Annotated in this window: 20 protein-coding genes; 13 read left to right on the top strand and 7 right to left on the bottom strand. The window is 65.3% G+C overall.

The window, feature by feature from the left end; genetic code table 11:
- The first annotated feature begins 500 nt into the window (after nucleotides 1–500).
- The 3 genes from ACZBJS_RS08450 to ACZBJS_RS08440 all read left to right on the top strand — a co-directional run bounded on the left by ACZBJS_RS08450 (nucleotide 501) and on the right by ACZBJS_RS08440 (nucleotide 2931).
- Nucleotides 501–839, top strand: coding sequence for a P-II family nitrogen regulator (locus tag ACZBJS_RS08450; protein ID WP_024583097.1), 339 nt, complete (start codon nucleotides 501–503; stop codon nucleotides 837–839).
- Nucleotides 840–878: 39 nt separating this feature from the next.
- A complete protein-coding gene (locus ACZBJS_RS08445) occupies nucleotides 879–2327 on the top strand; it encodes an ammonium transporter (RefSeq protein WP_057020316.1) in 1449 nt (482 codons plus the stop codon).
- Between the two features lie 199 nt (nucleotides 2328–2526).
- A complete protein-coding gene (locus tag ACZBJS_RS08440; RefSeq protein WP_016841439.1) occupies nucleotides 2527–2931 on the top strand; it encodes a GFA family protein in 405 nt (134 codons plus the stop codon).
- A 164-nt stretch (nucleotides 2932–3095) separates the two neighbouring features.
- Here the strand turns inward: ACZBJS_RS08440 and ACZBJS_RS08435 are convergent, their stop codons facing one another.
- Complete coding sequence (locus ACZBJS_RS08435) at nucleotides 3096–3569, bottom strand: NUDIX domain-containing protein (RefSeq protein ID WP_463438630.1); 474 nt, start codon at nucleotides 3567–3569, stop codon at nucleotides 3096–3098.
- Between the two features lie 179 nt (nucleotides 3570–3748).
- On the opposite strand from ACZBJS_RS08435, the gene ACZBJS_RS08430 reads away from it, so the two are divergent.
- The 4 genes from ACZBJS_RS08430 (at nucleotide 3749) to ACZBJS_RS08415 (ending at nucleotide 9453) form a co-directional block, all read left to right on the top strand.
- Complete coding sequence (locus ACZBJS_RS08430; RefSeq protein WP_316398479.1) at nucleotides 3749–4975, top strand: aminotransferase class I/II-fold pyridoxal phosphate-dependent enzyme; 1227 nt, start codon at nucleotides 3749–3751, stop codon at nucleotides 4973–4975.
- A gap of 16 nt (nucleotides 4976–4991) precedes the next feature.
- Nucleotides 4992–7472: a DNA translocase FtsK gene (locus tag ACZBJS_RS08425; protein WP_316398480.1), complete on the top strand. Its 2481-nt coding sequence runs from the start codon at nucleotides 4992–4994 to the stop codon at nucleotides 7470–7472.
- 100 nt (nucleotides 7473–7572) lie between these two features.
- On the top strand, nucleotides 7573–8391 hold the full coding sequence (locus tag ACZBJS_RS08420) for an outer membrane lipoprotein carrier protein LolA (protein ID WP_028335823.1): 819 nt from the start codon (nucleotides 7573–7575) through the stop codon (nucleotides 8389–8391).
- 246 nt (nucleotides 8392–8637) lie between these two features.
- Complete coding sequence (locus ACZBJS_RS08415; protein WP_028335822.1) at nucleotides 8638–9453, top strand: exodeoxyribonuclease III; 816 nt, start codon at nucleotides 8638–8640, stop codon at nucleotides 9451–9453.
- Between the two features lie 177 nt (nucleotides 9454–9630).
- On the opposite strand, the gene ACZBJS_RS08410 is transcribed toward ACZBJS_RS08415, so the two are convergent.
- Nucleotides 9631–10071: a cyclic nucleotide-binding domain-containing protein gene (locus ACZBJS_RS08410; RefSeq protein WP_316398481.1), complete on the bottom strand. Its 441-nt coding sequence runs from the start codon at nucleotides 10069–10071 to the stop codon at nucleotides 9631–9633.
- Between the two features lie 57 nt (nucleotides 10072–10128).
- A complete protein-coding gene (locus tag ACZBJS_RS08405; RefSeq protein ID WP_016841446.1) occupies nucleotides 10129–10815 on the bottom strand; it encodes a response regulator transcription factor in 687 nt (228 codons plus the stop codon).
- A 241-nt stretch (nucleotides 10816–11056) separates the two neighbouring features.
- On the opposite strand from ACZBJS_RS08405, the gene ACZBJS_RS08400 reads away from it, so the two are divergent.
- Both ACZBJS_RS08400 and ACZBJS_RS08395 read left to right on the top strand, forming a co-directional pair.
- Nucleotides 11057–11596: a L,D-transpeptidase family protein gene (locus ACZBJS_RS08400; protein ID WP_253638231.1), complete on the top strand. Its 540-nt coding sequence runs from the start codon at nucleotides 11057–11059 to the stop codon at nucleotides 11594–11596.
- A gap of 104 nt (nucleotides 11597–11700) precedes the next feature.
- The gene (locus ACZBJS_RS08395) at nucleotides 11701–12486 is read left to right on the top strand and encodes a 2-keto-4-pentenoate hydratase (RefSeq protein ID WP_316398482.1); all 786 of its coding nucleotides are present in this window, start codon (nucleotides 11701–11703) and stop codon (nucleotides 12484–12486) included.
- Nucleotides 12487–12547: 61 nt separating this feature from the next.
- On the opposite strand, the gene ACZBJS_RS08390 is transcribed toward ACZBJS_RS08395, so the two are convergent.
- Nucleotides 12548–13252, bottom strand: a complete 705-nt coding sequence (locus ACZBJS_RS08390) for a YggS family pyridoxal phosphate-dependent enzyme (RefSeq protein WP_057020325.1) — start codon at nucleotides 13250–13252, stop codon at nucleotides 12548–12550.
- 109 nt (nucleotides 13253–13361) lie between these two features.
- Between ACZBJS_RS08390 and ACZBJS_RS08385 the strand changes: the two genes are divergently transcribed.
- From ACZBJS_RS08385 to holA, 4 genes are all read left to right on the top strand, one after another.
- Nucleotides 13362–15053 (top strand): sensor domain-containing diguanylate cyclase, encoded by a 1692-nt coding sequence (locus ACZBJS_RS08385; protein WP_076833669.1) that lies wholly within the window; start codon nucleotides 13362–13364, stop codon nucleotides 15051–15053.
- A 351-nt stretch (nucleotides 15054–15404) separates the two neighbouring features.
- Nucleotides 15405–18041, top strand: a complete 2637-nt coding sequence (gene leuS, locus ACZBJS_RS08380) for a leucine--tRNA ligase (protein ID WP_316398483.1) — start codon at nucleotides 15405–15407, stop codon at nucleotides 18039–18041.
- Entirely contained in the window at nucleotides 18028–18585 is a 558-nt protein-coding gene (gene lptE / locus ACZBJS_RS08375) for an LPS assembly lipoprotein LptE (RefSeq protein WP_316398484.1), read from the top strand. The genes leuS and lptE overlap by 14 nt, the downstream gene beginning before the upstream one ends.
- Nucleotides 18586–18701: 116 nt before the next feature.
- Nucleotides 18702–19733: a DNA polymerase III subunit delta gene (gene holA / locus ACZBJS_RS08370; protein ID WP_316398485.1), complete on the top strand. Its 1032-nt coding sequence runs from the start codon at nucleotides 18702–18704 to the stop codon at nucleotides 19731–19733.
- Between the two features lie 107 nt (nucleotides 19734–19840).
- Here the strand turns inward: holA and ACZBJS_RS08365 are convergent, their stop codons facing one another.
- The 3 genes from ACZBJS_RS08365 to rsmG all read right to left on the bottom strand — a co-directional run bounded on the left by ACZBJS_RS08365 (nucleotide 19841) and on the right by rsmG (nucleotide 22424).
- Complete coding sequence (locus tag ACZBJS_RS08365; RefSeq protein ID WP_229190427.1) at nucleotides 19841–20731, bottom strand: ParB/RepB/Spo0J family partition protein; 891 nt, start codon at nucleotides 20729–20731, stop codon at nucleotides 19841–19843.
- 144 nt (nucleotides 20732–20875) lie between these two features.
- Nucleotides 20876–21727 (bottom strand): ParA family protein, encoded by an 852-nt coding sequence (locus ACZBJS_RS08360; protein ID WP_028335813.1) that lies wholly within the window; start codon nucleotides 21725–21727, stop codon nucleotides 20876–20878.
- Nucleotides 21728–21758: 31 nt separating this feature from the next.
- Complete coding sequence (gene rsmG / locus ACZBJS_RS08355; protein ID WP_456854118.1) at nucleotides 21759–22424, bottom strand: 16S rRNA (guanine(527)-N(7))-methyltransferase RsmG; 666 nt, start codon at nucleotides 22422–22424, stop codon at nucleotides 21759–21761.
- Nucleotides 22425–22506: the final 82 nt, after the last annotated feature.

Genomic DNA, 22506 nt, shown 5'->3' with positions numbered 1-22506 from the left:
TGCGAGCCCTTGTCCGCTTCGCGCAGAACGACGCGGCGAGGATGCCCGCAACTGTCTTCGCGCCGGTCCCGTTTCGGGTGGGAACCCAAACAAGCCGATGAAGCCCAACATCAAATTCCCATCGCGCAATGGTCCGACAGACGCCAATGGCGAAATGATCGAGAGGGTGTTCGCGGACCGCGGGGCGGGCCCGGAAGCCCTCGCCGGATACCGCCTGCTGCCCCGCGGCTGAGCAGAATTGTGTCCGGAGTTAGCCGTGCCTCCGTTCTAGACAGGTCTGACCATATTTTAGGCGCGGCGGAATAGCGCAGGGGCACCTCCCACCCGTAAAGCGGGAAAAGGTCCGGATTCATAATCCATTAGCGAGCTCCGGCCGTTTGGCACGGCATTTGATTCTAAGGCTCCAGGCTGTGCCCGCGTAGTGGATGTCCTCCGCGTGGTGAACCTCAGTCGAAACTCCCGGTGTTCATTCGCACCGGGCCCAAGCGGGGATAGGACTCATGAAAATTGTTATGGCGATCATTAAGCCATTCAAGCTGGAAGAGGTCCGTGACGCCCTGACCGCCATTGGCGTTCACGGTCTCACGGTGACGGAAGTCAAGGGGTACGGCCGTCAGAAGGGTCACACGGAAATCTATCGCGGCGCCGAATATGCCGTGAGCTTCCTGCCGAAGATCAAGATCGAGGTCGCGGTCAACTCCGATCAGGTCGACAAGACCATCGACGCCATCACCTCCGCCGCCAAGACCGGCCAGATCGGCGACGGCAAGATCTTCGTCATCAGCCTCGAACACGCCGTGCGCATCCGCACCGGCGAGGCCGATGCCGCGGCCCTCTGATTTCGCGCTCAAACCTTAAGACCTCAGGAGTGAAATAACATGACGTTCAAGCGTCCCTATGGCGCGGGACTGGCGGCCCTTGCAGTCGGCCTGTTCGCCGCGACCGCCGCCTACGCCGAGCCGACCGTCAACAAGGGCGACAACGCCTGGATGCTGACCTCGACGGTGCTGGTGCTGCTGATGACCATCCCGGGCCTCGCGCTGTTCTATGGCGGCCTGGTCCGCTCCAAGAACATGCTCTCGGTGCTGGCGCAGGTGTTCTACACGGTCTGCCTCGTCACCGTGCTCTGGGCCCTCTACGGCTACAGCCTCGCTTTCACCGGCGGCTCCGACTTCATCGGCGGCTTCTCCAAGGCCTTCCTGATGGGCGTCACGCCGGACTCGAAGGCGGCGACCTTCTCGGTCGACGCCAACATCTCGGAACTCATCTATATGTGTTTCCAGATGACGTTCGCGGCGATCACGCCGGCCCTCATCGTCGGCGCCTTCGCCGAACGCATGAAGTTCGCGGCGATCGCGCTGTTCATCCCGCTCTGGGTCACCCTGATCTATTTCCCGATCGCGCACATGGTCTGGTACTGGCCGGGCCCGGACGCGATCCAGGATGCCGCCAAGGCGCTCGCCGCTGCGGCTGACGGCGCGGCCAAGACCGCGGCGCAGGCCAAGCTCGACGAGATCAACGCCGATGCCGGCTGGATCTTCAAGAAGGGCGCGATCGACTTCGCGGGCGGCACCGTCGTGCACATCAACGCGGGTATCGCCGGCCTGGTCGGCGCGCTGCTGATCGGCAAGCGGACCGGCTACGGCAAGGAGCTGATGGCTCCGCACTCGCTGACCATGACCATGATCGGCGCCTCGCTGCTCTGGGTCGGCTGGTTCGGTTTCAACGCCGGCTCCAATCTCGAAGCCAATGGCGGCGCTGCGCTCGCCATGACCAACTCCTTCGTGGCCACTGCCGCGGCGGCGCTGGCCTGGATGTTCGCGGAATGGATCATCAAGGGCCATCCCTCGCTGCTCGGTGCGCTCTCGGGCGCGGTCGCGGGCCTCGTCGCGGTGACCCCGGCGGCCGGCTATGCCGGTCCGATGGGCGCCATCGTGCTCGGCCTCGTGGTCGGCGTGGTCTGCCTGTTCTTCTGCACGGTCGTGAAGAACGCGCTCGGCTATGACGACTCGCTCGACGTGTTCGGCGTCCACTGCGTCGGCGGCATCGTCGGCGCGCTCGGCACCGGCATCCTGGTCAACCCGGCGCTCGGCGGTGCAGGCATCATCGACTACACCGCGATCCCGCCGAAGGTCGCCGATTATGACTTCGCGGCGCAGATGATCTCGCAGGTCTGGGGCGTCTGCACCACGCTGGTGTGGTCGGGCATCGGTTCGGCGATCCTCTACAAGATCGTCGACGTGATCGTCGGCCTGCGCGCCAACGTCGAGACCGAACGTGAAGGCCTCGACATCACCGAGCACACGGAGCGCGCCTACAACATGTGAGTTCTCCCGGGACTCTGGCTCCCTCCGGGGCCGGGTCCAGAACTACGGTTCGGGCACATACCCGGCAATGTCCGGACCGTTGAGGGGCTCCAGCGCAAGCTGGGGCCCCTTTCTTTTTTCCGCTGCTTGAGAAAATATTGTCGGAATTGCCTGTCATTGTGGAATGACAGGCTACAAACAACGAAAGCGGGAGGACGTCATGAAGGTGCAAGGCAGGTGCTACTGCGGCAACGTGCGCTATGAGGCCGAGGGCGAGCCGATGATGGCGGCGCAGTGCCTGTGCCGCGAATGCCAGTACATTACGGGCGGCGGACCGAACATGTTCATGGCGATGCCGACCACCGGCTTCAAATACACCGCCAGCGAGCCCAAGCAGTTCACCCGCAAGGATCTCGACCGCGCCGTGACGCGGGAGTTCTGCCCGGAATGCGGCACGCATCTCGTGACCAAGGTGCCGGGCCTGCCCGCCACCATCCTGAAGGTCGGCACCTTCGACGACCCCTCGGTGTTCACCCCGCAGATGACGATCTACACCTGCGACAAGCAGACCTTCCACCACCTGCCCGAGGGCAAGCCGTCGTTCGAGAAGTTGCCAGCGCGGTAGAGGTCACCCATCGCGCGCGTAGCCCGGATGGACCGGCAAATTCGAATCGTCATGGCCGGGCCTGACCCGGCCATCCACCTCGCTTCGCAAGATTCTGGCGTAGTCGATGGATGCCCGGGTCAAGCCCGGGCATGACAAGTTGTGGGTCACGCCATGGAGCCGCGTCAGTCGATCAAAACTTCCTCATCCGGCAGCTCGCTCGGTGCGCCGTCGCGCAAATAGCGCTCCAGGATGTCGGCAAGCGACAGCGGCGTCAGGCGCTCGCTCGCACCGGGTAGGTCGGCGATCGACCACCAGCGGAAGCAATCGAGCACGCGCGCCTCGGCCTCGTCGGCCATCACCGGCGTGAAGCGATCCGCGTGAACGATCCGGTATTCCTCTTTCTGGGAAATCCGCCTGCCGCCCCAGTTGAAGGTGTGGTGCCGCCGCCATATTGCGGGCCCGGGCTCGAAATCGATCAGCCCCAACTCCTCGGCCAGTTCCCGCTGCAACGTCGCTTCAGCCGTCTCGTCGCCCTCGACGCCGCCGCCCGGCGCGATCCAGAAGCAGTCGCCGCCGTGCGGCGGGCGAATCCGCATCAGCAGGACTTCGCGCTCGCCGGTGATGATGAGCGCCCGGACGGCGCGGCGGTGGATCATGTCTCGGAGCAATTTCGATGCGGTGCCTTGGGATCAGCGCGGATATCACGCGTCGGCCGATCGTGCCGCACCGCCGATGGTTAATCGCGTCTTAACCTCGCCCTATCTATGGTGACTTGATCGGTTTACGGTCGGCGCCCCTACCCTCCGACCGCAGTGAAAGTGCTGGCATTTCAATCATGGCAATGACCGCCTCATCCGGCTTGGCGCAGGGCGCCGGCGATGTCGCATCCGCCGGCCAGGCCGAGCGTTCCCCTTTCCTGCGCACGACCGAGCTGCTGGCGCCGTATCAGCCCGCCAAGCCCTTGATTACGCTGTCATTAGGCGAGCCGCAGCACCCGGTGCCCGATTTCGTCGGACCGGTGCTGGCAAAGCATACCGCCGAGTTCGGCCGCTACCCGATCGCCAAGGGCATCGAACCGTTCCGCCGCGCCGTCGCGATATGGCTGGGAAGCCGGTTCCAGTTGCCGCGACCGGTCGATCCGGAGAGCGAGGTGATGGTGCTGAACGGCAGCCGCGAGGGGCTGTTCTTTGCCGCGATATCAGCCTCGCGCTACGTCGCGCCGCGCAAGGGCCGGCCGGCGATCCTGATGCCGAACCCGTTCTATCCGGCCTATGGCGCCGGCGCCCGCGCGGCCGGCTGCGAGCAGATCTACCTGCCGACCACGCTCGCTAACGGTTTCCTGCCCGACCTCGATTCGATCGACGAGGCGACGCTGGCGCGCACCGTCGCGTTCTTCATCGCCTCGCCCGCCAATCCGCAGGGCTCGGTCGCCTCGCGCGCCTACTTCACACGGCTGAAAGAGCTCGCCGATCGCTATGGCTTCATCATCCTGAGCGACGAGTGCTACTCGGAAATCTACACCCGCGAGGCGCCGGGCAGCGTTCTCGAATGCGCCGGTCCCGACTTCAGCAATGTCGTGGCGTTCCAGTCGCTGTCGAAACGCTCGAACCTGCCGGGCATGCGGGTCGGCTTCGCCGCGGGCGACAGGAAGTTTCTGGCCGCATTCCACGAGCTGCGCAATGTCGCCGCACCGCAGGTGCCGGTGCCGCTGCAGCATGTCGCGGTCGCCGCCTATAGCGACGAGGCGCATGTCGAGGAGAACCGCAGGCTCTATCGCATCAAGTTCGATTTCGCCGACCAGATCCTCGGCAACCGCTACGGCTACAAGCGTCCCGCCGGCGGCTTCTGCGTCTGGCTCGACGTCTCCGAGCGCGGCGGCGACGAGGCTGCGGCGGTCAGGCTCTATCGCGACGCCGGCGTGCGCGTGATTCCCGGCAGCTATCTGGCGCGCCAGCAGACCGACGGTTCCAATCCGGGCGCGGGCTATATCCGCCTTGCGCTCGTCTCCGACAGTGAATCGACGGCCGAGGCGATGCATCGCCTGGTCGAAACCCTGGGTTAATCGCGAAGCGCGAAGATTGAGTATGCCAGCGATCGAACGTGTCATCCCCCTGGTCGGCCATCTGCCGCTCTCGCTCCGCGAGGCGCTGGCGCGACGGCTGCGCGAACTCACCGGGCTCGGCCTGATCGCGCTGTCCGGCGCCATCACGGCGGCGCTGATGACCTGGTCGGTGCAGGATCCGTCGCTGAGCCACGCCACCTCGCGCGCGATCCGCAACGTGCTCGGCTATCCCGGCGCGATCGGCGCCGACCTCCTGATGCAGATTCTCGGTCTCGGCGCGATCATGCTGCTGCTGCCGGTCGCGGTGTGGGGCTGGCGGATGCTGACGCATCGCCCGTTCGACCGCGAGGCGCTGCGGCTCGGCTGCTGGATCCTGTGCACGGTGATCGCGGCGGGCTTCGCCAGCTGCTGGCCGCACAACACCGCATGGCCGCTGCCGACCGGGCTCGGCGGCGTGGTCGGCGACGCGCTGCTGCGTGCGCCGGCCGTCGTGTTCGGCCCGCCCGGCTTCATCTATCGCGTCGTGCTCGGCCTGATCCTGTTCGTCGCGATGGCGGCAAGCTTCCTGTTCGCCTGCGGCTGGGGTGCCAAGGAGCAGGACGACGAGCTGACGCCGATCTCCGACGACGACGAGCCGTTCGTCGAGGAAGAAGACAACGACCGCAGCTCGGTCTCGCTGGGCTGGCTGTTCCATGCGCTGATGAGCGCCAAAGCGCGGCTCGGCTGGCTGCTGACCACCGCCTACAAATCGCTGGTCTCGAGCGGAGCCCAGAGCCGCAGCGCTGCGTTCGAGCGCCAAGAGCCGAATATCGGCGGCGGCCGCTCGGCGCCCTCGATCGCGCCCGCGCATGAAGACCATGATGAGGACGAGGCTGAAGCTTTCGACGACGATGAGGAAGAGGAGGACGAGGAGGACGAAGCTCCCGCCGCCCGCGCCCCGCGCAAGAAGGCCGAGCCGAAGCCGAAGAAGAAGAATTCCGACAAGTTCGAGCTGCCCTCGGTCTCCGTGCTCAGTGCGCCGAAGGCCAGCGATCGACAGCCGCTGAGCAAGGCCGAGCTCGAAGCCAATTCGCGCTCGCTCGAGGGCGTGCTGCAGGACTTCGGCGTGCGCGGCGAGATCGTCAAGGCCAATCCCGGCCCGGTGGTCACGCTGTACGAGCTCGAGCCGGCGCCCGGCATCAAGTCGTCGCGCGTGATCGGGTTGTCCGACGACATCGCGCGCTCGATGAGCGCGCTGTCGGCCCGCGTCGCGGTCGTCGCCGGCCGTAACGCGATCGGCATCGAGCTGCCCAACGCGCATCGCGAGAAGGTCTATCTGCGCGAGCTTCTGGTCGCCAAGGAAAGCGTCGATTCGGTTGCGAAGCTGCCGCTGTGCCTCGGCAAGACGATCGGCGGCGACCCCGTCATCATCGATCTGGCGCGCACGCCGCATATGCTGATCGCCGGCACCACCGGCTCCGGTAAATCGGTCGCGATCAACACCATGATCCTGAGCCTGGTCTACCGGCTGCGGCCGGATCAATGCCGCCTGATCATGGTGGATCCGAAGATGCTCGAACTCTCCGTCTATGACGGCATCCCGCATCTGTTGACGCCCGTCGTCACCGATCCGAAGAAGGCGGTGGTGGCGCTGAAATGGGCCGTGCGCGAGATGGAAGAGCGCTACAAGCGGATGGCCAAGCTCGGCGTGCGCAACATCGACGGCTACAATGCGCGCCTGGTCGAAGCCAAGGCCAAGGGCGAAGAGCTGACGCGCACCGTCCACACCGGCTTCGACAAAGAGAGCGGCAAGGCGATCTACGAGGAAGAGAAGCTCGACCTCGAGCCGCTGCCCTACATCGTCATCATCGTCGACGAGATGGCCGACCTGATGATGGTCGCCGGCAAGGATATCGAAGGCGCGGTGCAGCGCCTCGCGCAGATGGCGCGCGCCGCCGGCCTGCATGTCATCCTCGCCACGCAGCGTCCGTCGGTCGACGTCATCACCGGCACGATCAAGGCGAACTTCCCGACCCGGATCGCCTTCCAGGTGACGTCGAAGATCGACAGCCGCACCATCCTTGGCGAGATGGGCGCCGAGCAGCTGCTCGGCCAGGGCGACATGCTCTACATGGCGGGCGGCGGCCGCATCAGCCGCGTGCACGGACCGTTCGCCTCGGACGAGGAAGTCGAGAAGGTCGTGCGTCACCTCAAGACGCAAGGCGCACCGGAATATCTCGAAGCCGTCACCGCGGAAGAGCCGACCGACGAGGACGGTGCCGTGTTCGATGCCACCGGCATGGGCGGCGACGGCGGCGGCGATCTGTTCACGCAGGCGGTTGCGATCGTCAAGCGCGACCGCAAGGCGTCGACCTCCTACATTCAGCGCCGGCTGCAGATCGGCTATAACCGCGCGGCCTCGCTGATGGAGCGGATGGAACTTGAGGGCATCGTCGGTCCGGCGAATCACGCCGGAAAGCGCGAAATCCTGGTCGGGGAGGAAGAAGGCCAGTTCTGATCGGGGACGATCATCACGGAAAAACCATATCTCCCTCGGAAGAGGCGGGATAAAATCCGGCGCAGCGGGACGAGCGTCGAACAGAGACCTGACATATCTGATGGCAAAACACCTCATTGACCGCGGCACGCGCACCGCGCTGGCTCTTCTCGTCACCGCCGCGATCGCCGGCGCTGCGACTGCGCAGAATGCGCCGCCCCCGAAGCCCGCGCCCAACGCCGGATCCAAGGCTGCGCCAAAGAAGGACGCCGGCGCGCAGACCAATGCGGACAAGGGTCCGACGACGACGGGCGCCACCCAGGCACCGCCGAACCCGGTGATTCCCGATCCGCGCCGCAACGTGCCCGCCAACATCTTCCAGACCTTCGACGCCAACCAGAAGGCGCAGGCCGCCAAGGTCTCGGCCTATCTCTCGTCGCTGCAAACGCTGGTCGGAAATTTCGTCCAGGTCGGCCCCGACGGCACCAAGACCAAGGGCGATTTCTACATCCAGAAGCCCGGCAAGCTGCGCTTCGAATATGACGATCCGAGCCCGATCGAGGTAATCGCGGACGGCTCCTCGGTCGCGGTGCGCGACCGCAGGCTCGCCACCCAGGACGTCTATCCGCTGTCGCAGACCCCGCTGCGCTATCTGCTGTCGGACCGCATCGACCTGATGAAGGACACCAACGTCATCAGCGTCACCGCCGACGACGTGTTCGTCAGCATCACGATCGAGGAAAAGCAGGCGCTGGTCGGCACCAGCCGCTTCCTGCTGATGATCGGCGCCAAGGACGGCAAGCTCAAGCAGTGGACCGTTACCGACCCGCAGGGCTACGACACGACAGTTGCGGTCTACAATCTCGACGCGACGCAGAAGCCCGATCCGGCGCTGTTCAAGATCGACTTCACGACCTATCCCGGCACCTCGCCGGGCTGACCGCCTTTCCTTCTCCCTCGCCCCGCTCTTGCGGGGTCGAGACGAGCGAAGCTCGCTCTTGGAGGGTTGGGTGAGGGGCTGCCTCCACGAATCCGAAAGACGCGAGTACGCGGTGAGTCCCTTCACCCGGATCACATTGCGCTTCGCTCCATGCGATCCGACCTCTCCCCGCAAGCGGGGCGAGGTGGGAGCCTCCCTGTGGACAATTGAAATCCGCACCGAGAACCGTGCTAAGACGCACCTCTCATGCGGTTCTCCGTCACCACCTGGAACATCAACTCGGTGCGCCTGCGCATCGACACCGTCGCCAAGTTCATCAAGAGCGCGCGGCCGGATGTGCTGTGCCTGCAAGAGACCAAATGCATCGACGATGCGTTTCCGCTCAAGCGCTTCAAGCGGCTCGGCTATGAGCACGTCGCGCTGAACGGACAGAAGGGCTATCACGGCGTCGCCATCGTCTCGCGCCTGCCGTTCGAGACGACCGACATCAGGACGTTCTGCGACAAGATCGATTCACGACACATCTCGGTGTCCTTCGGCGAGAAGGCGCAGCTGTCAAAGCCGCTGGTGCTGCATAATTTCTACGTGCCGGCCGGCGGCGACATTCCCGATCCCGCGCTCAATCCGAAATTCGAGCACAAGCTGCAATTCCTCGACGAGATGAAGGCCTGCGAGCCGCTGCATCCGCGCGGCGACGACCGCCACATCCTGGTCGGCGACCTCAACGTCGCGCCGCATGAGAACGACGTGTGGTCGCACAAGCAGCTGCTCAAGGTGGTCTCGCACACGCCGGTCGAAACCGAGAAGCTGCTCGCCGCGCAGGCGCATGGCGAATGGTTCGACATCGCGCGCGAGCGGATCCCGATGTCGGAAAAGGTCTACACCTGGTGGAGCTACCGCGCGGCGGACTGGACCGTCGGCGATCGCGGCCGACGGCTCGATCACATCTGGGTCTCGCGCGCGCTGAAGGATCAGGTCAGCGATTTCAAGATCACCCGCGACGCCCGCAGCTGGGAGCGCCCGTCGGACCACGTGCCGGTGACGGCGGTGATGGAGGTTTAAGGGCGCCGCCGACCCTCGACCCGTCATCCTGAGGAGCGCGGAACGCGCGTCTCGAAGGGTGCACGGCCCGGCTGGTGGCCGTCGACCCTTCGAGGCTCGCCCAGCGGCGCAATTGCGCCGCAAGGCTCGCACCTCAGGTGACGGTTTAATGAACTTGCGGAATGACGCGCGGAAAGATCACGTACTCAGCTTCCCGCCCGCCATCAGGATATCGCTTGCGAGCTGGCTGGTGCGCAGCGCGAGCTCGTCGCGCAGCCGAAGGGCCGCGGCGGGATCGCTTTCCAGCACGCGCTGGAACAGGCTACGCGCGACTCGGATCACCGAGCCGCGCTCCAGCGCGGTGGCGGTCGATGGCCGCTTCATCGCGACGATCAATGCGAGCTCGCCGATCAGCGCGCCGGGACCGGCGATGATCTCGGCGCCGCCTTCCTCGACGCGGAAGGTGCCGCGCTGCACGACATAGCCGGCATCCGCAGCGTCGCCGGCCCTGAACAGCACGTCGCCTGCGTTGAAATCACGTTGCTCGGAGCCGATCGCCAGCATGCGCAACGAGCTCTCGCCCAACAGACGCATTGTCGGGACGCGCTCGAGCAGGGCTACGTCATCATCGATCGACATTCAGGTCCGGTAACCGCGGTGCGCCTCGATTTCACGAATCGTTGAGCGCAAAGCGTATCACGGCACCAGCTTGTAGCCACCGGCTTCCGTCACCAGGATTTCCGGGTTGGCGGCGTCCTTCTCGATCTTCTGGCGGAGGCGGTAGATGTGGGTTTCCAGCGTGTGGGTGGTGACACCGGAATTGTAGCCCCAGACTTCCTGGAGCAGGGTCTCGCGCGACACCGGCATCTGGCCGGCGCGGTAGAGGAAGCGGAGGATCGCGGTTTCCTTCTCGGTCAGCCGCACCTTCCTGGCATTGGCGCCGGTCAGCATCTTCGAGCCGGGCCGGAACGAGTACGGACCGACCGAGAACACCGCGTCCTCGCTGGCCTCGTGCTGGCGGAGCTGCGCCCGGATCCGGGCCAGCAGCACCGCGAAGCGGAATGGCTTCGCCACATAGTCGTTAGCGCCGGATTCGAGCCCCAGGATCGTATCGGAATCGGTGTCGTGGCCGGTCAGCATGATGATCGGAGCCTTGAAGCCGCCCTTGCGGAGCGAGCGGACCACTTCGCGGCCATCGGTGTCGGGCAGGCCGACGTCCATCAGGACCAGATCGGGGGAATTGGCTTTGGCGGCAGTGGCGCCCTTGGCGCCGGTGTCGACTGCGGAGGCTTCGAATTCCTCGTGCAGCGACAGCTGCTCGACCAGCGTATCGCGCAGATCGGTATCGTCATCCACGATCAAGATCTTGCGGGCATTGGCCATAGGTACAATCCTTCGGGGGCGGGCGGTCAGAAGCAGAGGACGCTTATGGCCGTAACATCGGCTAGATATGTGTTCAGGTAGGCGATTGTTACCGATTCACAAGGCAACGCAGTCTACCTCAAATCCGGCGGGGCAGGACGTGAATGTCCTGTAATGCCGGGAGATAGGATGTTCTGAACCTCCAAGGCAAGCTCAGTTTGGAACGATTCTTAGGGGAAGGTCAGCTATTTCAATCACTTATATGACAGCCAAACGTGATCGCCCGCTCTCCATCATCGAGGTCCGAGCAGCCGCCGGCGACCCGCGCCGGGGCTGGCTGTCGGCTGACGGCTGGACCGTGCCGGTGGCGCTCGGGCGCGGCGGAATCCTCGCCAACAAGCGCGAGGGCGACGGCGGCACGCCGCGCGGCGTCTTCCATCCGCGCCAGCTCTGGTGGCGCGCCGACCGGCACCAGCGTCCGACGACTTTCCTGCCGACCCGGCCGATCCACCGCGAGGACGCCTGGTGCGAGGACCCCGCCGACCGTCACTACAACCAGCCGATCCGGCTCGATCGGGCGCAGGGCGGCGACCGCCTGACTCGCGAGGACCATCTCTACGACTTCATTATCGAGATCGATCACAACGCTGCACCGCGCGTCGCCGGCCGCGGCAGCGCGGTGTTCCTGCATCTGGCGCGGCCGAATTTCTCGCCGACCGCGGGCTGCGTCTCGATGACGAAGACCTCGATGCTGCGGCTGTTGCGGCGGATGTCGCCGCAGACCCGGATCGTTATTGGGTAGGGTAGTGGAATAGCTCAGCATCGGTTTTCCCACGCGACAGACGCGACGCGTTTGTGCTGAGATCGTGCACAACAGAAAATAATTCCCGCGGGGAGCGAAACAGCATGCTCGACAACAACAAGATCGCCGCCGCCTCGAAGGTCCTGCACGATCACTGGCACGCCGGCACCAAGCTCGCAGCGCTCGATGTCGCCATTCGGCCGCGCGATCGCGCCGAGGGCTATGCGGTGCAGGCCGAACTGGAAAAGACGTCGCGCAAAAAACTGTTCGGCTGGAAGATCGCGGCGACCAGCGCGGCCGGCCAGAAGCACATCAATGTCGCCGGACCGCTCGCCGGGCGCATCCTTGCCGAGACGGTGATACCGGATGGCGGCACCGCGTCGATGCAGGGCAACGAGATGCGCGTCGGCGAGCCGGAATACGCCTTCCGCATGGCGCGCGATCTCGCGCCGCGCACGACGCCGTACAGCATGCAGGAGGTGCTGGAGGCCGTCGGCACGCTGCATCCGGCGATCGAGATTCCGGATTCGCGTTTCGCCGATTTCGTCGCCGCCGGCGAAGCGCAGCTGATCGCCGACAATGCCTGCGCGCATCTGTTCGTGCTCGGACCCCCAACCTCAGCCGACTGGCGCGCGATCGACCTGGTCGAGGACCGCCCGGTCATCACGCTGCGCGGCGAGCGCTATATCGGCCACGGCAAGAACGTGCTCGGTGATCCCTGCGCAGCGCTCGCCTGGTGCGCCAACGAGCTGCGCGCGCTCGGGCTGACCTTGCGGGCAGAGGAAGTCGTCACCACAGGCACCTGCCATCCCCCGCTGCCGATCACCGCCGGCGATAAATTCGCCGCCGATTTTGGCGCGATCGGAAAAGTGTCGGTGCGGTTCGTGTAGGCGCCGCGCACGCGCCACACACACCGCTGTTCTCCCTGCTTTCGAAAGCAGGGGACGACAGTCAGTTATGCGGCACCGTCCGCGTCCCGAAGATCGCCGAGCCCACCCGCACGTGGGTCGCCCCCATCTGGATCGCCACCGCGAAATCCGCGCTCATGCCCATCGAGAGATTCGTCAGCCCGTTGCGCGCGGCGATCTTGGCGCAGAGCGCAAAGTGCGGCGCCGGCGCCTGGTCGACCGGCGGGATGCACATCAGTCCTGATATCTGCAGGCCGTAGGTGTCACGGCATGCCGCGATGAAGGTATCCGCGTCCTGCGGTGCGACGCCGGCCTTCTGCGGCTCCTCGCCGGTATTGATCTGGACGAACAGTTCCGGGTGCTTGCCTTGATTTTTGATTTCCTTGGCTAACGCTTCGCAAATGCTGGCGCGATCGACCGAATGGATCGCATCGAACAGCGCGACGGCCTCCTTGGCCTTGTTCGACTGCAACGGTCCGATCAGATGCAGCTGCAATCCCGGATGAGCCTGGGTTAGCGCCGGCCACTTGCCCTTGGCCTCCTGCACGCGATTTTCGCCAAATACGCGCTGTCCGGCGCCGATAATCGGCAAAATTGCGTCGGCCGCGAACGTCTTCGACACCGCGATCAAGGTCACCGACGTGCGGTCGCGCCGCGCTTCCTTGCAGGCATGGACGATCTCGCGTTCGACGGCGGCGAGGCCATGTGGTGAATCGGCCGGTAACGGCGTGGTCGGGCTTTGCGTCATGCTTGTGCCGTTCTCTGACAGGTGCGGGGGGTTGGCTCGAATTTTACCAAATTCGGGAAAGGCTTTTTGAAGCCCTGCATTCTAACTTGCGCACGGGCAAGGGAATAGAATGTCGGGCGTTACTTTCAACCGCAACCGGGTCAGGCTCAAGAAGGTTCTGGGAATTCGTGCCCGGCTGGCCTTGCTTGCGCTGATGCTGGTCGCGCCCCTGATGCTGGACCGCGTCCGCACGCTGGAGGATTCCCGCAGCAAGCAGATCGCGCAGGCCGCGGCCGGCTATGCCAGCCTCACCGCGCATGCCGCGGAAACCCAGCGCGAGGTGGTCTCCTCGGTCGAGACCATGCTGAAGTCCGCAGCCTACATCCGCGCTTCCGGCGGCATCGCGCAGAGCTGCGAGGTGCTGCGCGCCAGCCTGCCGACGGTGCTGCCCTGGATCCGCAGCATCATGTTCGTCTCCAGGGACGGGCTGGTGCAGTGCTCGACCCTCAACGTCCAGGTCGGCCTCAATGTCGGCGACCGCGAATATTTCAAGAAGGCGCAGGACAACCGCGACTTCGTGTTCAGCGACTATCTGCGCGGCAGGACCAATGGCCGCCCGATGATGATGGCCGCGTATCCGGTGGCCGCGATCAATCCGGAGCAGGATGCCGTCGTGGTCGCCGGCATCAATATCGACTGGCTGTCGCAGATCATGGCCAATCTCGGCGGCCAGCCCGGCATGTCGGCCGTGCTGGTCGACTCTACCGGCGTCGTGATCGCCGCGCCCGCCGATCATGCGAGCCTGATCGGCCGCTCGCTCGACACCATCCCGCTGATGGCAGCGATCGCCGAGAAGGCGCTGAGCTATGACGAGCCGTCCGGCTCGGTGTCGTTCACCGCGTCCGACGGCGCACAGCGCACGCTGAGCTTCGCGCGCATCGCCGGCACGCAGTCCCGGCTGATCGTGAGCATGGACGAGGCCAAGGTGACGGCGGCGATCAACCGCGAGATCCGCACCGCCTATCTGCAGCTTGGATTTGTCTGCCTTTTCGTCTTGTTGGGCGCCCTGGTCGGCGCCGAGCGGCTCGTCATCCATCCGATCGAGCTGATGACCGGCATGGCGCGGCGGTTCGGCGAGGGCGACTGGTCGGCGCGCGTCGCCAAGCACAAGCTGCCGGCGGAATTCGTGCCGCTGGCGCGTGCCTTCAACGCGATGGCGGCGCAGCTCAGCCAGCGCGAGCGCGAGCTGGTCGCCTCCAACGATCGTCTCACCGTGATGGCCTCGATCGATGCGCTGTCCGGCCTTGCCAATCGCCGCGGCTTCCAGAGCCGGCTCGACTTCGAGTGGATGCGGGCGCAGCAATATGAATGCGAGCTGTCGCTGATGATGATCGATGTCGATCACTTCAAGCTCTACAACGACACCTACGGCCATCCCGAAGGCGATGCCTGCCTGACCCGAATCGGCGAAGTGCTGTCGGGGATCGCCGCCGACACCATGGGCTTCGCCGGCCGCTATGGCGGCGAGGAATTCTGCCTCTTGCTGCCGAACACCGACGCCGCGCATGCGCTCGCGATCGGCGAGACCGTGCGCACCGCCGTGCTCGGCCTCGCCGTGCCGCACGCGTCCTCGAGCCACTGCGTCGTCACCGTCAGCGTCGGCGTCGCGACGACCAGACCGAACGAGACCCAGCGCCCCGGCGACCTGATCGAAGCTGCGGATGCCGCCCTCTACGCCGCCAAGCGCCGCGGCAGGAACGCCGTGATCGAGCACGGCTTCCTGCAGACGCTGGACGAAGCCGGGATGGCGCTGGCGAGTTGAGATCGTGCGTGATCGAGCCGCGCCATGAGCGCGGAACCATGACCATCGGCGACGCCGCATATTCAGCGTCGTCCTGGCGAAGGTCAGGACCGATTACCCCCACCGTTTATTATTGCGCGAAGCTGGGGCCACGATCCCTTCCTCGAAAAAGCTCTGTGGTCCAGGCCTTCGCCAGGACGTCGAGGAGGCTGCAGACGGCGCCCCTGCGACAGCGGCAGGGCGGCTGCGCGAGGGGATGGGACGTTTGGAGGCCCCAAGCCGTTGACCGCGCAGGCGCTTTTGTGGCCTAGTCCGCCGTCCCCGGACGGGACCCGAAAACCACCCAAAGCCACCCAAAATCCTTGCGATTTCATGACCGCCGAACGCTACAACGCCCGTGAATCCGAGCCCCGCTGGCAGCGCCTGTGGGACGAAAAGGCGATCTTCGCCTCCAAGAACGACGATCCGCGGCCGAAATACTACGTGCTCGAGATGTTCCCCTATCCGTCGGGGCGCATCCATATCGGCCATGTCCGCAACTACACGCTCGGCGACGTGCTGGCCCGCTTCATGCGCGCCAGGGGCTACAACGTGCTGCACCCGATGGGCTGGGACGCGTTCGGCCTGCCGGCGGAGAATGCCGCGATCGAGCGCAAGGTGGCGCCGAAGGCCTGGACCTACGACAACATCGCCGCGATGAAGAAACAGCTGCGGTCGATCGGGCTGTCGCTCGACTGGTCGCGCGAGTTCGCGACCTGCGACCCCGGCTACTACAAGCATCAGCAGAAGATGTTTTTGGACATGCTGCGCGCCGGCCTCGCCGAGCGCGAGAAGCGCAAGCTGAACTGGGATCCGGTCGACATGACCGTGCTCGCCAACGAGCAGGTGATCGACGGCCGTGGCTGGCGCTCGGGCGCCGTCGTCGAGCAGCGCGAGATGAGCCAGTGGGTCTTCAAGATCACGAAGTACTCGCAGGAGCTCCTGGAAGCGCTGGATGGTCTCGACCGCTGGCCCGACAAGGTGCGGCTGATGCAGCGCAACTGGATCGGCCGCTCCGAGGGCCTGTTGATCCGCTTTGCACTGGATGCGGCGACCACGCCGGCCGGCGAGAGCGAGCTGAAGATCTTCACCACGCGGCCGGACACGCTGTTCGGCGCCAAGTTCATGGCGATCTCGGCGGATCATCCGCTGGCGGTAGCGGCTGCCGCGAAGAACCCGAAGCTCGCGGAGTTCATCGCCGACATCAAGAAGATCGGCACCGCGCAGTCGATCATCGACACCGCAGAAAAGCAGGGTTTCGACACCGGCATCAAGGCGGTGCATCCGTTCGATCCGAGCTGGAAGCTGCCGGTCTATGTCGCGAACTTCGTGCTGATGGAATACGGCACCGGCGCGATCTTCGGCTGCCCGGCGCACGACCAGCGCGACCTCGACTTCGTCAACAAGTACAATCTCGGCAATGTGCCGGTGGTCTGCCCCGAGGGCCAGGACCCGAAGACGTTCGTCATCACCGACGTCGCCTATGACGGCGACGGCCGCATGATCAATTCGCGCTTCCTCGACGGCATGACGATCGAAGCGGCCAAGGAAGAGGTCGCCAAGCGGCTGGAAAGCGAAGTCCGCGGTAATGCGCCGGTCGGCGAGCGGCAGGTGAATTTCCGCCTGCGCGACTGGGGCATTTCGCGCCAGCGCTACTGGGGCTGCCCGATCCCGGTGATCCACTGCCCGAAATGCGACGTGGTGCCGGTGCCCGACGACCAGCTGCCGGTGACGCTGCCGGAGGATGTCAGCTTCGACAAGCCGGGCAACGCGCTCGACCATCACCCGACCTGGAAGCACGTCAGCTGCCCGAAGTGCGGGGCCAAGGCCGTGCGCGAGACCGACACGATGGACACCTTCGTGGACTCGTCCTGGTATTTCGCGCGCTTCACCGACCCGTGGAACGAGACCGCGCCGACCACGCCTGCGGTCGCCAACCGGATGATGCCGGTCGATCAGTATATCGGCGGCGTCGAGCACGCGATTCTGCATCTGCTCTACAGCCGCTTCTTCACCCGCGCGATGAAGGCCACCGGCCACGTCGACATGAGCGAGCCGTTCGCCGGCATGTTCACCCAGGGCATGGTGGTGCACGAGACCTACCAGAAGGCCGACGGCAGCTGGGTCACGCCGGCCGAGGTGAAGATCGAGGTTGGCGGCAACGGCCGCCGCGCGGTGCTGATGGCGACCGGCGAGGACGTCGCGATCGGCCCGATCGAGAAGATGTCGAAGTCGAAGAAGAACACCGTCGACCCCGACGACATCATCGCGAGCTACGGCGCCGACGTCGCGCGCTGGTTCATGCTGTCGGACTCGCCGCCGGACCGCGACGTGATCTGGAGCGACGAGCGCGTGCAGGGTGCCTCACGCTTCGTGCAGCGGCTGTGGCGGCTGGTGAACGAATCGGCCGAAATCGCCAGGACGGCGCCGGCGGCCCGGCCAGCCACGTTCGGGCCCGAGGCGCTGGCGCTGCGCAAGGCGGCCCATGGCGCGCTCGACAAGGTGTCGTCCGGCATCGAGCGGCTGCATTTCAACGTGTGTCTCGCGCATATCCGCGAGTTCGCCAATGCGCTGTCCGAGGTGCTGGCGAAAGGCGACAAGCCGGCACCGGACCTAGCTCCAGATGTTTCTTGGGCCGTCAAGGAGGCGGCGACCATCCTGGTGCAGCTGTTTTCGCCGATGATGCCGCATCTGGCCGAGGAGTGCTGGGTGGTTCTGGGCCAGACCGGGCTGGTTTCCGAGGCCGATTGGCCGCAAATCGAGCGCGATTTGCTGGTCGAAGACAGCGTGACCCTGGTCGTCCAGGTCAACGGTAAAAAACGAGGTGATGTTACCGTGCCACGGGCGGCCCAAAATGCGGATATAGAGGCTGCCGTTTTGGCGCTCGATGCGGTAAAAGCCGCCTTGGGCGGCAATCCCGTCCGCAAGGTGATCGTGGTGCCCATGAGGATCGTCAATGTTGTCGGCTAGGATCAGGATCGCCGCCCGGCTCGTGGCCGTGGCCTCCTTGGCCGCACTGACGGCCGGATGCTTCCAGCCGATGTATGCCGAGCGCACCCTCGACGGCCAGTCGTCCGCGCTGCGCGAAAAGCTGATGGGCGTCGAGGTTCCGCCGGTCGACAAGCCGAACGCCTCGCGCGAGGCCCGGGTCGGCGTCGAGGTCCGCAACGCCCTCGCCTTCAAGCTCTACGGCACCGCCACCGGCATGCCGCCGACGCATCGGCTGGTGCTGCGCTTCAACACCAGCCGCTCCTCGCTGATGATCGATCCGGCCACCGCGCTGCCGACCAGCGAGAACTACGCCATCGACGCCCAGTTCAACCTGATCGAGATCGCGTCGAACAAGTCTGTGATGACCGGCACCACGTTCTCGCGCGTGTCCTATGATATGCCCGGCTCGTACCAGCGCTTCGCCCGCGCCCGCGCCTTCCGCGACGCCGAGGACCGCGCCGCGCAGGAGATCGCCGACAACATCCAGACCCGCCTCGCCTCCTTCTTCTCCACCGGAACCTGAGGCGGGAGGTCATTCCGGTGCGCGCCACTGGCGCGAACCCGGGATCTGGAGATGATGGATCGAGATTCCGGGTTCGCCTCTGACGAGGCGCCCCGGAATGACAGTTTAAAGGCGAGATGGTCGCGCTTCGCGGAAAAGAGATCGACAGCTTCCTCGCCCGGCCTGACGCCGGCCGTCCGATGATCCTGCTGTACGGCCCGGACCTCGGGCTGGTGCGCGAGCGTGCCGACGCGCTGATGGCCTCCGCGGTCGACGATCCCAACGATCCATTCTCGCTGGTGCGGCTCGATGGCGACGAGCTCGCCGCCGAGCCGTCGCGGCTGGTCGACGAGGCCATGACGGTGCCGCTGTTCGGCGGCCGCCGCGCCATCCGCGTCCGCGCCGGCTCGCGCAACTTCTCGAGTGGCGTCGAGACGCTGACCGAGACCACGGCGCTCAGGGATTGCCGCATCGTGATCGAGGCCGGCGAGCTCAGGCCGGAATCGCCGCTGCGCAAGATCTGCGAGCGCGCCAAGAATGCGGTGGCGATCGGCTGTTATCCCGACACCGAGCGCGATCTCACCAAGCTGATCGAGGACGAGCTGCGCGCATCGAATCTGCGGCTCGCACAGGATGCGCGCGCGGTACTGATGTCGCTGCTCGGCGGCGACCGCATGGCTTCGCGCAACGAGCTGCGCAAGCTGGCGCTGTTCGCGCACGGCAAGGGCGAGATCACGCTCGAGGACGTCATGACCGTGGTGTCCGACGCCTCCGAGCTGAAGCTCGACCCGATCGTCGACGGCGCCTTCGCCGGCAACGCCGCGCTGGTCGAGAGCGAGTTCACCAAGGCAATGGTCGCCGGCACCTATCCCGGCGTGATCATCTCGGCCGCGCAGCGCCAGGCGGCATGGCTGCACAAATCAGCGCTCGCGATCGCGGACGGCACGCCGGCGTCAGCCGTGCTCGAAGGCGGATTCCCGCGGCTGCACTTCTCGCGCAAACCCGCGGTCGAGATCGCGCTGCGCAATTTCACGCCGCCACGGCTGGTGAACGTGATCGATCAGCTCGCCACCGCGGCACTCGACATGCGCAAGCAGGCCTCGCTCGCCGCCGTGATCGCGCAGCGCGCGCTGCTCTCGATCGCGGCGAATGCGAAGCGGCGGGGGTAAATTGAAGAAGTCATTCCGGGGCATGCGAAGCATGAACCCGGAATCCAGAGATGTTGAAAAAGAGATTCCGGGTTCGCGCTGACGCGGGCCCCGGAATGACGAAACCGCTAGCCGCCCTCCAGCCGCCGCACCACTTCGTCGAGCTGCTCGAGGTTGCGGTAGCTGATCTGGACGGTGCCGCCGGGATCGCGATGGCTGACGGTGACGGCAAGGCCGAGCGCATCGCTGACGCGCTTCTCGAGCGCCAGCGTGTCGGCATCCTTGTCGACCTTGGCCGCGCTGCCGCTGCGCGCCTTCTGCGGCTTGCGCTCCGGCACGCCCTCCTCATGCGCCAGTGCCTCGGCCTGGCGAACGTTGAGACCCTCGGCGACGATGCGCTTCGCTGCAGCGAGCGGATCCGGCACGCCGATCAGCGCGCGGGCGTGGCCGGCGGAGAGATCGCCCTTCGAGATCAGCGCCTGCACCTCAGGCGGCAGCTTGGTCAGCCGCATCATGTTGGCGACATGGCTGCGGCTCTTGCCGACGATCTTGGCGATCTCTTCCTGGCTGCGTTTGAACTCGTCGGCGAGTGCGTGATAGCCCTGCGCCTCTTCCATCGCATTGAGGTCTTCGCGCTGGACGTTCTCGATGATCATGATCTCGAGCGCGTCGGAATCAGAGACCTCGACCGGCACGATCGGCACTTCGTGCAGGCCGGCGAGTTGCGAGGCGCGCCAGCGGCGCTCGCCGGCGATGATCTCGTAGCGGTCCTGCGCGCCCTTGATCGCACGCACCACGATCGGCTGGATCACGCCGCGCTGCCTGATCGAATCGGCAAGCTCGCCGAGCTCGGTGTCGGCGAAGGTGCGCCGCGGGTTACGCGGGTTGGCCTTGAGGAATTCGATCGGCACCTTGCGCTGGTTGCGCGGCCGCTCGACATGCGCGGCCGCCTCGCCGCCGACATCTCCGATCAGGCTTGCCAGCCCGCGCCCCAGTCGCGAACGCGCTTCATCGGCCATTGTTGCGAGCTCCCTTGGATTCACACGCAGTACTCCAGACTTGAATTTCAAAAGAAACGTAGGATGGGTAGAGCGAAGCGAAACCCATCGCGGCTCGCAATGAGAGTGATGGGTTTCGCTTCGCTCTACCCATCCTACGCAACATCAATGCGTGCGCAGCTCGCGCTCGCGCTGGATCACTTCGGTGGCGAGCTTGAGATACGCATCGCTGCCGGCACATTTGAGGTCGTAGACCAGAACCGGCTTGCCGTAGGACGGCGCCTCGGAGATGCGCACGTTGCGCGGGATCATGGTGTCGTAGACCTTGTCGCCCATGAACTGGCGCACGTCGGCAACGACCTGGTTGGAGAGGTTGTTGCGCGAGTCGAACATGGTCAGCACGATGCCGTGGATCGACAGGTTCGGATTGAGCGTCGAGCGCACCTGCTCCACGGTCTGCAGCAATTGCGACAGACCTTCGAGCGCAAAGAACTCGCATTGCAGCGGCACCAGGATCGCGTCCGACGCCGCCATCGCATTCACCGTGAGCAAATTGAGCGAGGGCGGGCAGTCGATCAGCACGTAGGTGTAGTCGGCTTCCGGCGAGACATTGTTGTTCAATCCTGCGATCGCATCGCGCAGCCGGAACGCGCGGCCCGGCGTGGTGCCGAGCTCGAGCTCGAGGCCGGAGAGGTCCATGGTGGAAGCCGCGATGTGCAGCCGCGGCACCGCGGTCGCGACCACGGCATCGCGCAGCGGCGCTTCGCCGATCAGGACGTCGTAGGTCGAGCAGCTGCGGTTGCGGCGATCGATGCCGAGGCCGGTCGAGGCGTTGCCCTGCGGATCGAGATCGACGATCAGGACGCGCTCGCCAATCGCAGCGAGTGCGGTCCCAAGATTGATCGCTGTGGTGGTCTTGCCGACGCCGCCCTTCTGGTTGGCGAGCGACAGGATGCGCGGATGGCCAGGCGGCTGGGACGCCTTATCCTCTTGATAAACCTCGTCCATCACAGTCATACCAAAATACCATTTGCTCTCGCGGAGTCCCCTAGCGCCGCTCGATTGACCCGAGTTCGACGATCCAGCCCTGTCCGCCGGTCCGGCTGGAGTGTAGCTTTGGCTCAATAATCCAATATTTAGTGGCCTCGGTCAATTCGGCCTCTACATCTTGACCCTTCAAAAACAGCGCCTTGGCGCCCTTTTTGACCCACGGCTCCGCAAAGCCGATGAGTTGATGTAACGGAGCCAGCGCCCGCGCGGTGACGCAATCGATGGGCCCCGGGATTCTATCCACAGTATCCCCGATATCAGCCAGGTGCACCGTCCCCGGCGAGCCCGTCACCCGTATCGCCTCGCGCAAGAATGCCGCCTTCTTGGCGATTCGCTCAACCAAATGAATCGACGCGCCCGGGGTCTCGGCCAGCGCGCAGGCCAGCACGACACCGGGGAAGCCGCCGCCGCTGCCGAGATCGACCCACGACTTCGCCGTCGGCGCCAGACTCAGGAGCTGCAGCGAATCGGAGACGTGGCGGGTCCAGAGGGTCGGCAGCGTCGATGGCGCGACGAGATTGGTCTTGGCCTGCCACGCCAGGAGGAGGGCGACGTAGCGGTCGAGCCGCGCCTCTGTTTCACGTGAAACAGGCGTCAGCGCGAGCGCCGCGGCCTTGTCCTTGGCGGAGACACTGAGTTCGGCGGATTGCGAAATTGAAGCCATTCTCTGGAATGCCGGTCGAGCTCGTCGTTGCGAGCGAAGCGAAGCAATCCGTAGTGCCGCGTGAGGAAGCGATGGATTGCTT

This window comes from Bradyrhizobium sp. KZN70725 (genome assembly GCF_055264925.1).
The sequence above is the reverse complement of the archived record's forward strand: the minus strand, read 5'-3'. Positions and strand labels throughout refer to the sequence as shown.

Coding starts and splice junctions, on each gene's coding strand:
- ACZBJS_RS08450 (WP_024583097.1), top strand. CDS start 501: ATGAAAATTGTTATGGCGATCATTAAGCCATTCAAGCTGGAAGAGGTC.
- ACZBJS_RS08445 (WP_057020316.1), top strand. CDS start 879: ATGACGTTCAAGCGTCCCTATGGCGCGGGACTGGCGGCCCTTGCAGTC.
- ACZBJS_RS08440 (WP_016841439.1), top strand. CDS start 2,527: ATGAAGGTGCAAGGCAGGTGCTACTGCGGCAACGTGCGCTATGAGGCC.
- ACZBJS_RS08435 (WP_463438630.1), bottom strand. CDS start 3,569: ATGATCCACCGCCGCGCCGTCCGGGCGCTCATCATCACCGGCGAGCGC.
- ACZBJS_RS08430 (WP_316398479.1), top strand. CDS start 3,749: ATGGCAATGACCGCCTCATCCGGCTTGGCGCAGGGCGCCGGCGATGTC.
- ACZBJS_RS08420 (WP_028335823.1), top strand. CDS start 7,573: ATGGCAAAACACCTCATTGACCGCGGCACGCGCACCGCGCTGGCTCTT.
- ACZBJS_RS08415 (WP_028335822.1), top strand. CDS start 8,638: ATGCGGTTCTCCGTCACCACCTGGAACATCAACTCGGTGCGCCTGCGC.
- ACZBJS_RS08410 (WP_316398481.1), bottom strand. CDS start 10,071: ATGTCGATCGATGATGACGTAGCCCTGCTCGAGCGCGTCCCGACAATG.
- ACZBJS_RS08405 (WP_016841446.1), bottom strand. CDS start 10,815: ATGGCCAATGCCCGCAAGATCTTGATCGTGGATGACGATACCGATCTG.
- ACZBJS_RS08400 (WP_253638231.1), top strand. CDS start 11,057: ATGACAGCCAAACGTGATCGCCCGCTCTCCATCATCGAGGTCCGAGCA.
- ACZBJS_RS08395 (WP_316398482.1), top strand. CDS start 11,701: ATGCTCGACAACAACAAGATCGCCGCCGCCTCGAAGGTCCTGCACGAT.
- ACZBJS_RS08390 (WP_057020325.1), bottom strand. CDS start 13,252: ATGACGCAAAGCCCGACCACGCCGTTACCGGCCGATTCACCACATGGC.
- ACZBJS_RS08385 (WP_076833669.1), top strand. CDS start 13,362: ATGTCGGGCGTTACTTTCAACCGCAACCGGGTCAGGCTCAAGAAGGTT.
- leuS (WP_316398483.1), top strand. CDS start 15,405: ATGACCGCCGAACGCTACAACGCCCGTGAATCCGAGCCCCGCTGGCAG.
- lptE (WP_316398484.1), top strand. CDS start 18,028: ATGTTGTCGGCTAGGATCAGGATCGCCGCCCGGCTCGTGGCCGTGGCC.
- holA (WP_316398485.1), top strand. CDS start 18,702: ATGGTCGCGCTTCGCGGAAAAGAGATCGACAGCTTCCTCGCCCGGCCT.
- ACZBJS_RS08365 (WP_229190427.1), bottom strand. CDS start 20,731: ATGGCCGATGAAGCGCGTTCGCGACTGGGGCGCGGGCTGGCAAGCCTG.
- ACZBJS_RS08360 (WP_028335813.1), bottom strand. CDS start 21,727: ATGACTGTGATGGACGAGGTTTATCAAGAGGATAAGGCGTCCCAGCCG.
- rsmG (WP_456854118.1), bottom strand. CDS start 22,424: ATGGCTTCAATTTCGCAATCCGCCGAACTCAGTGTCTCCGCCAAGGAC.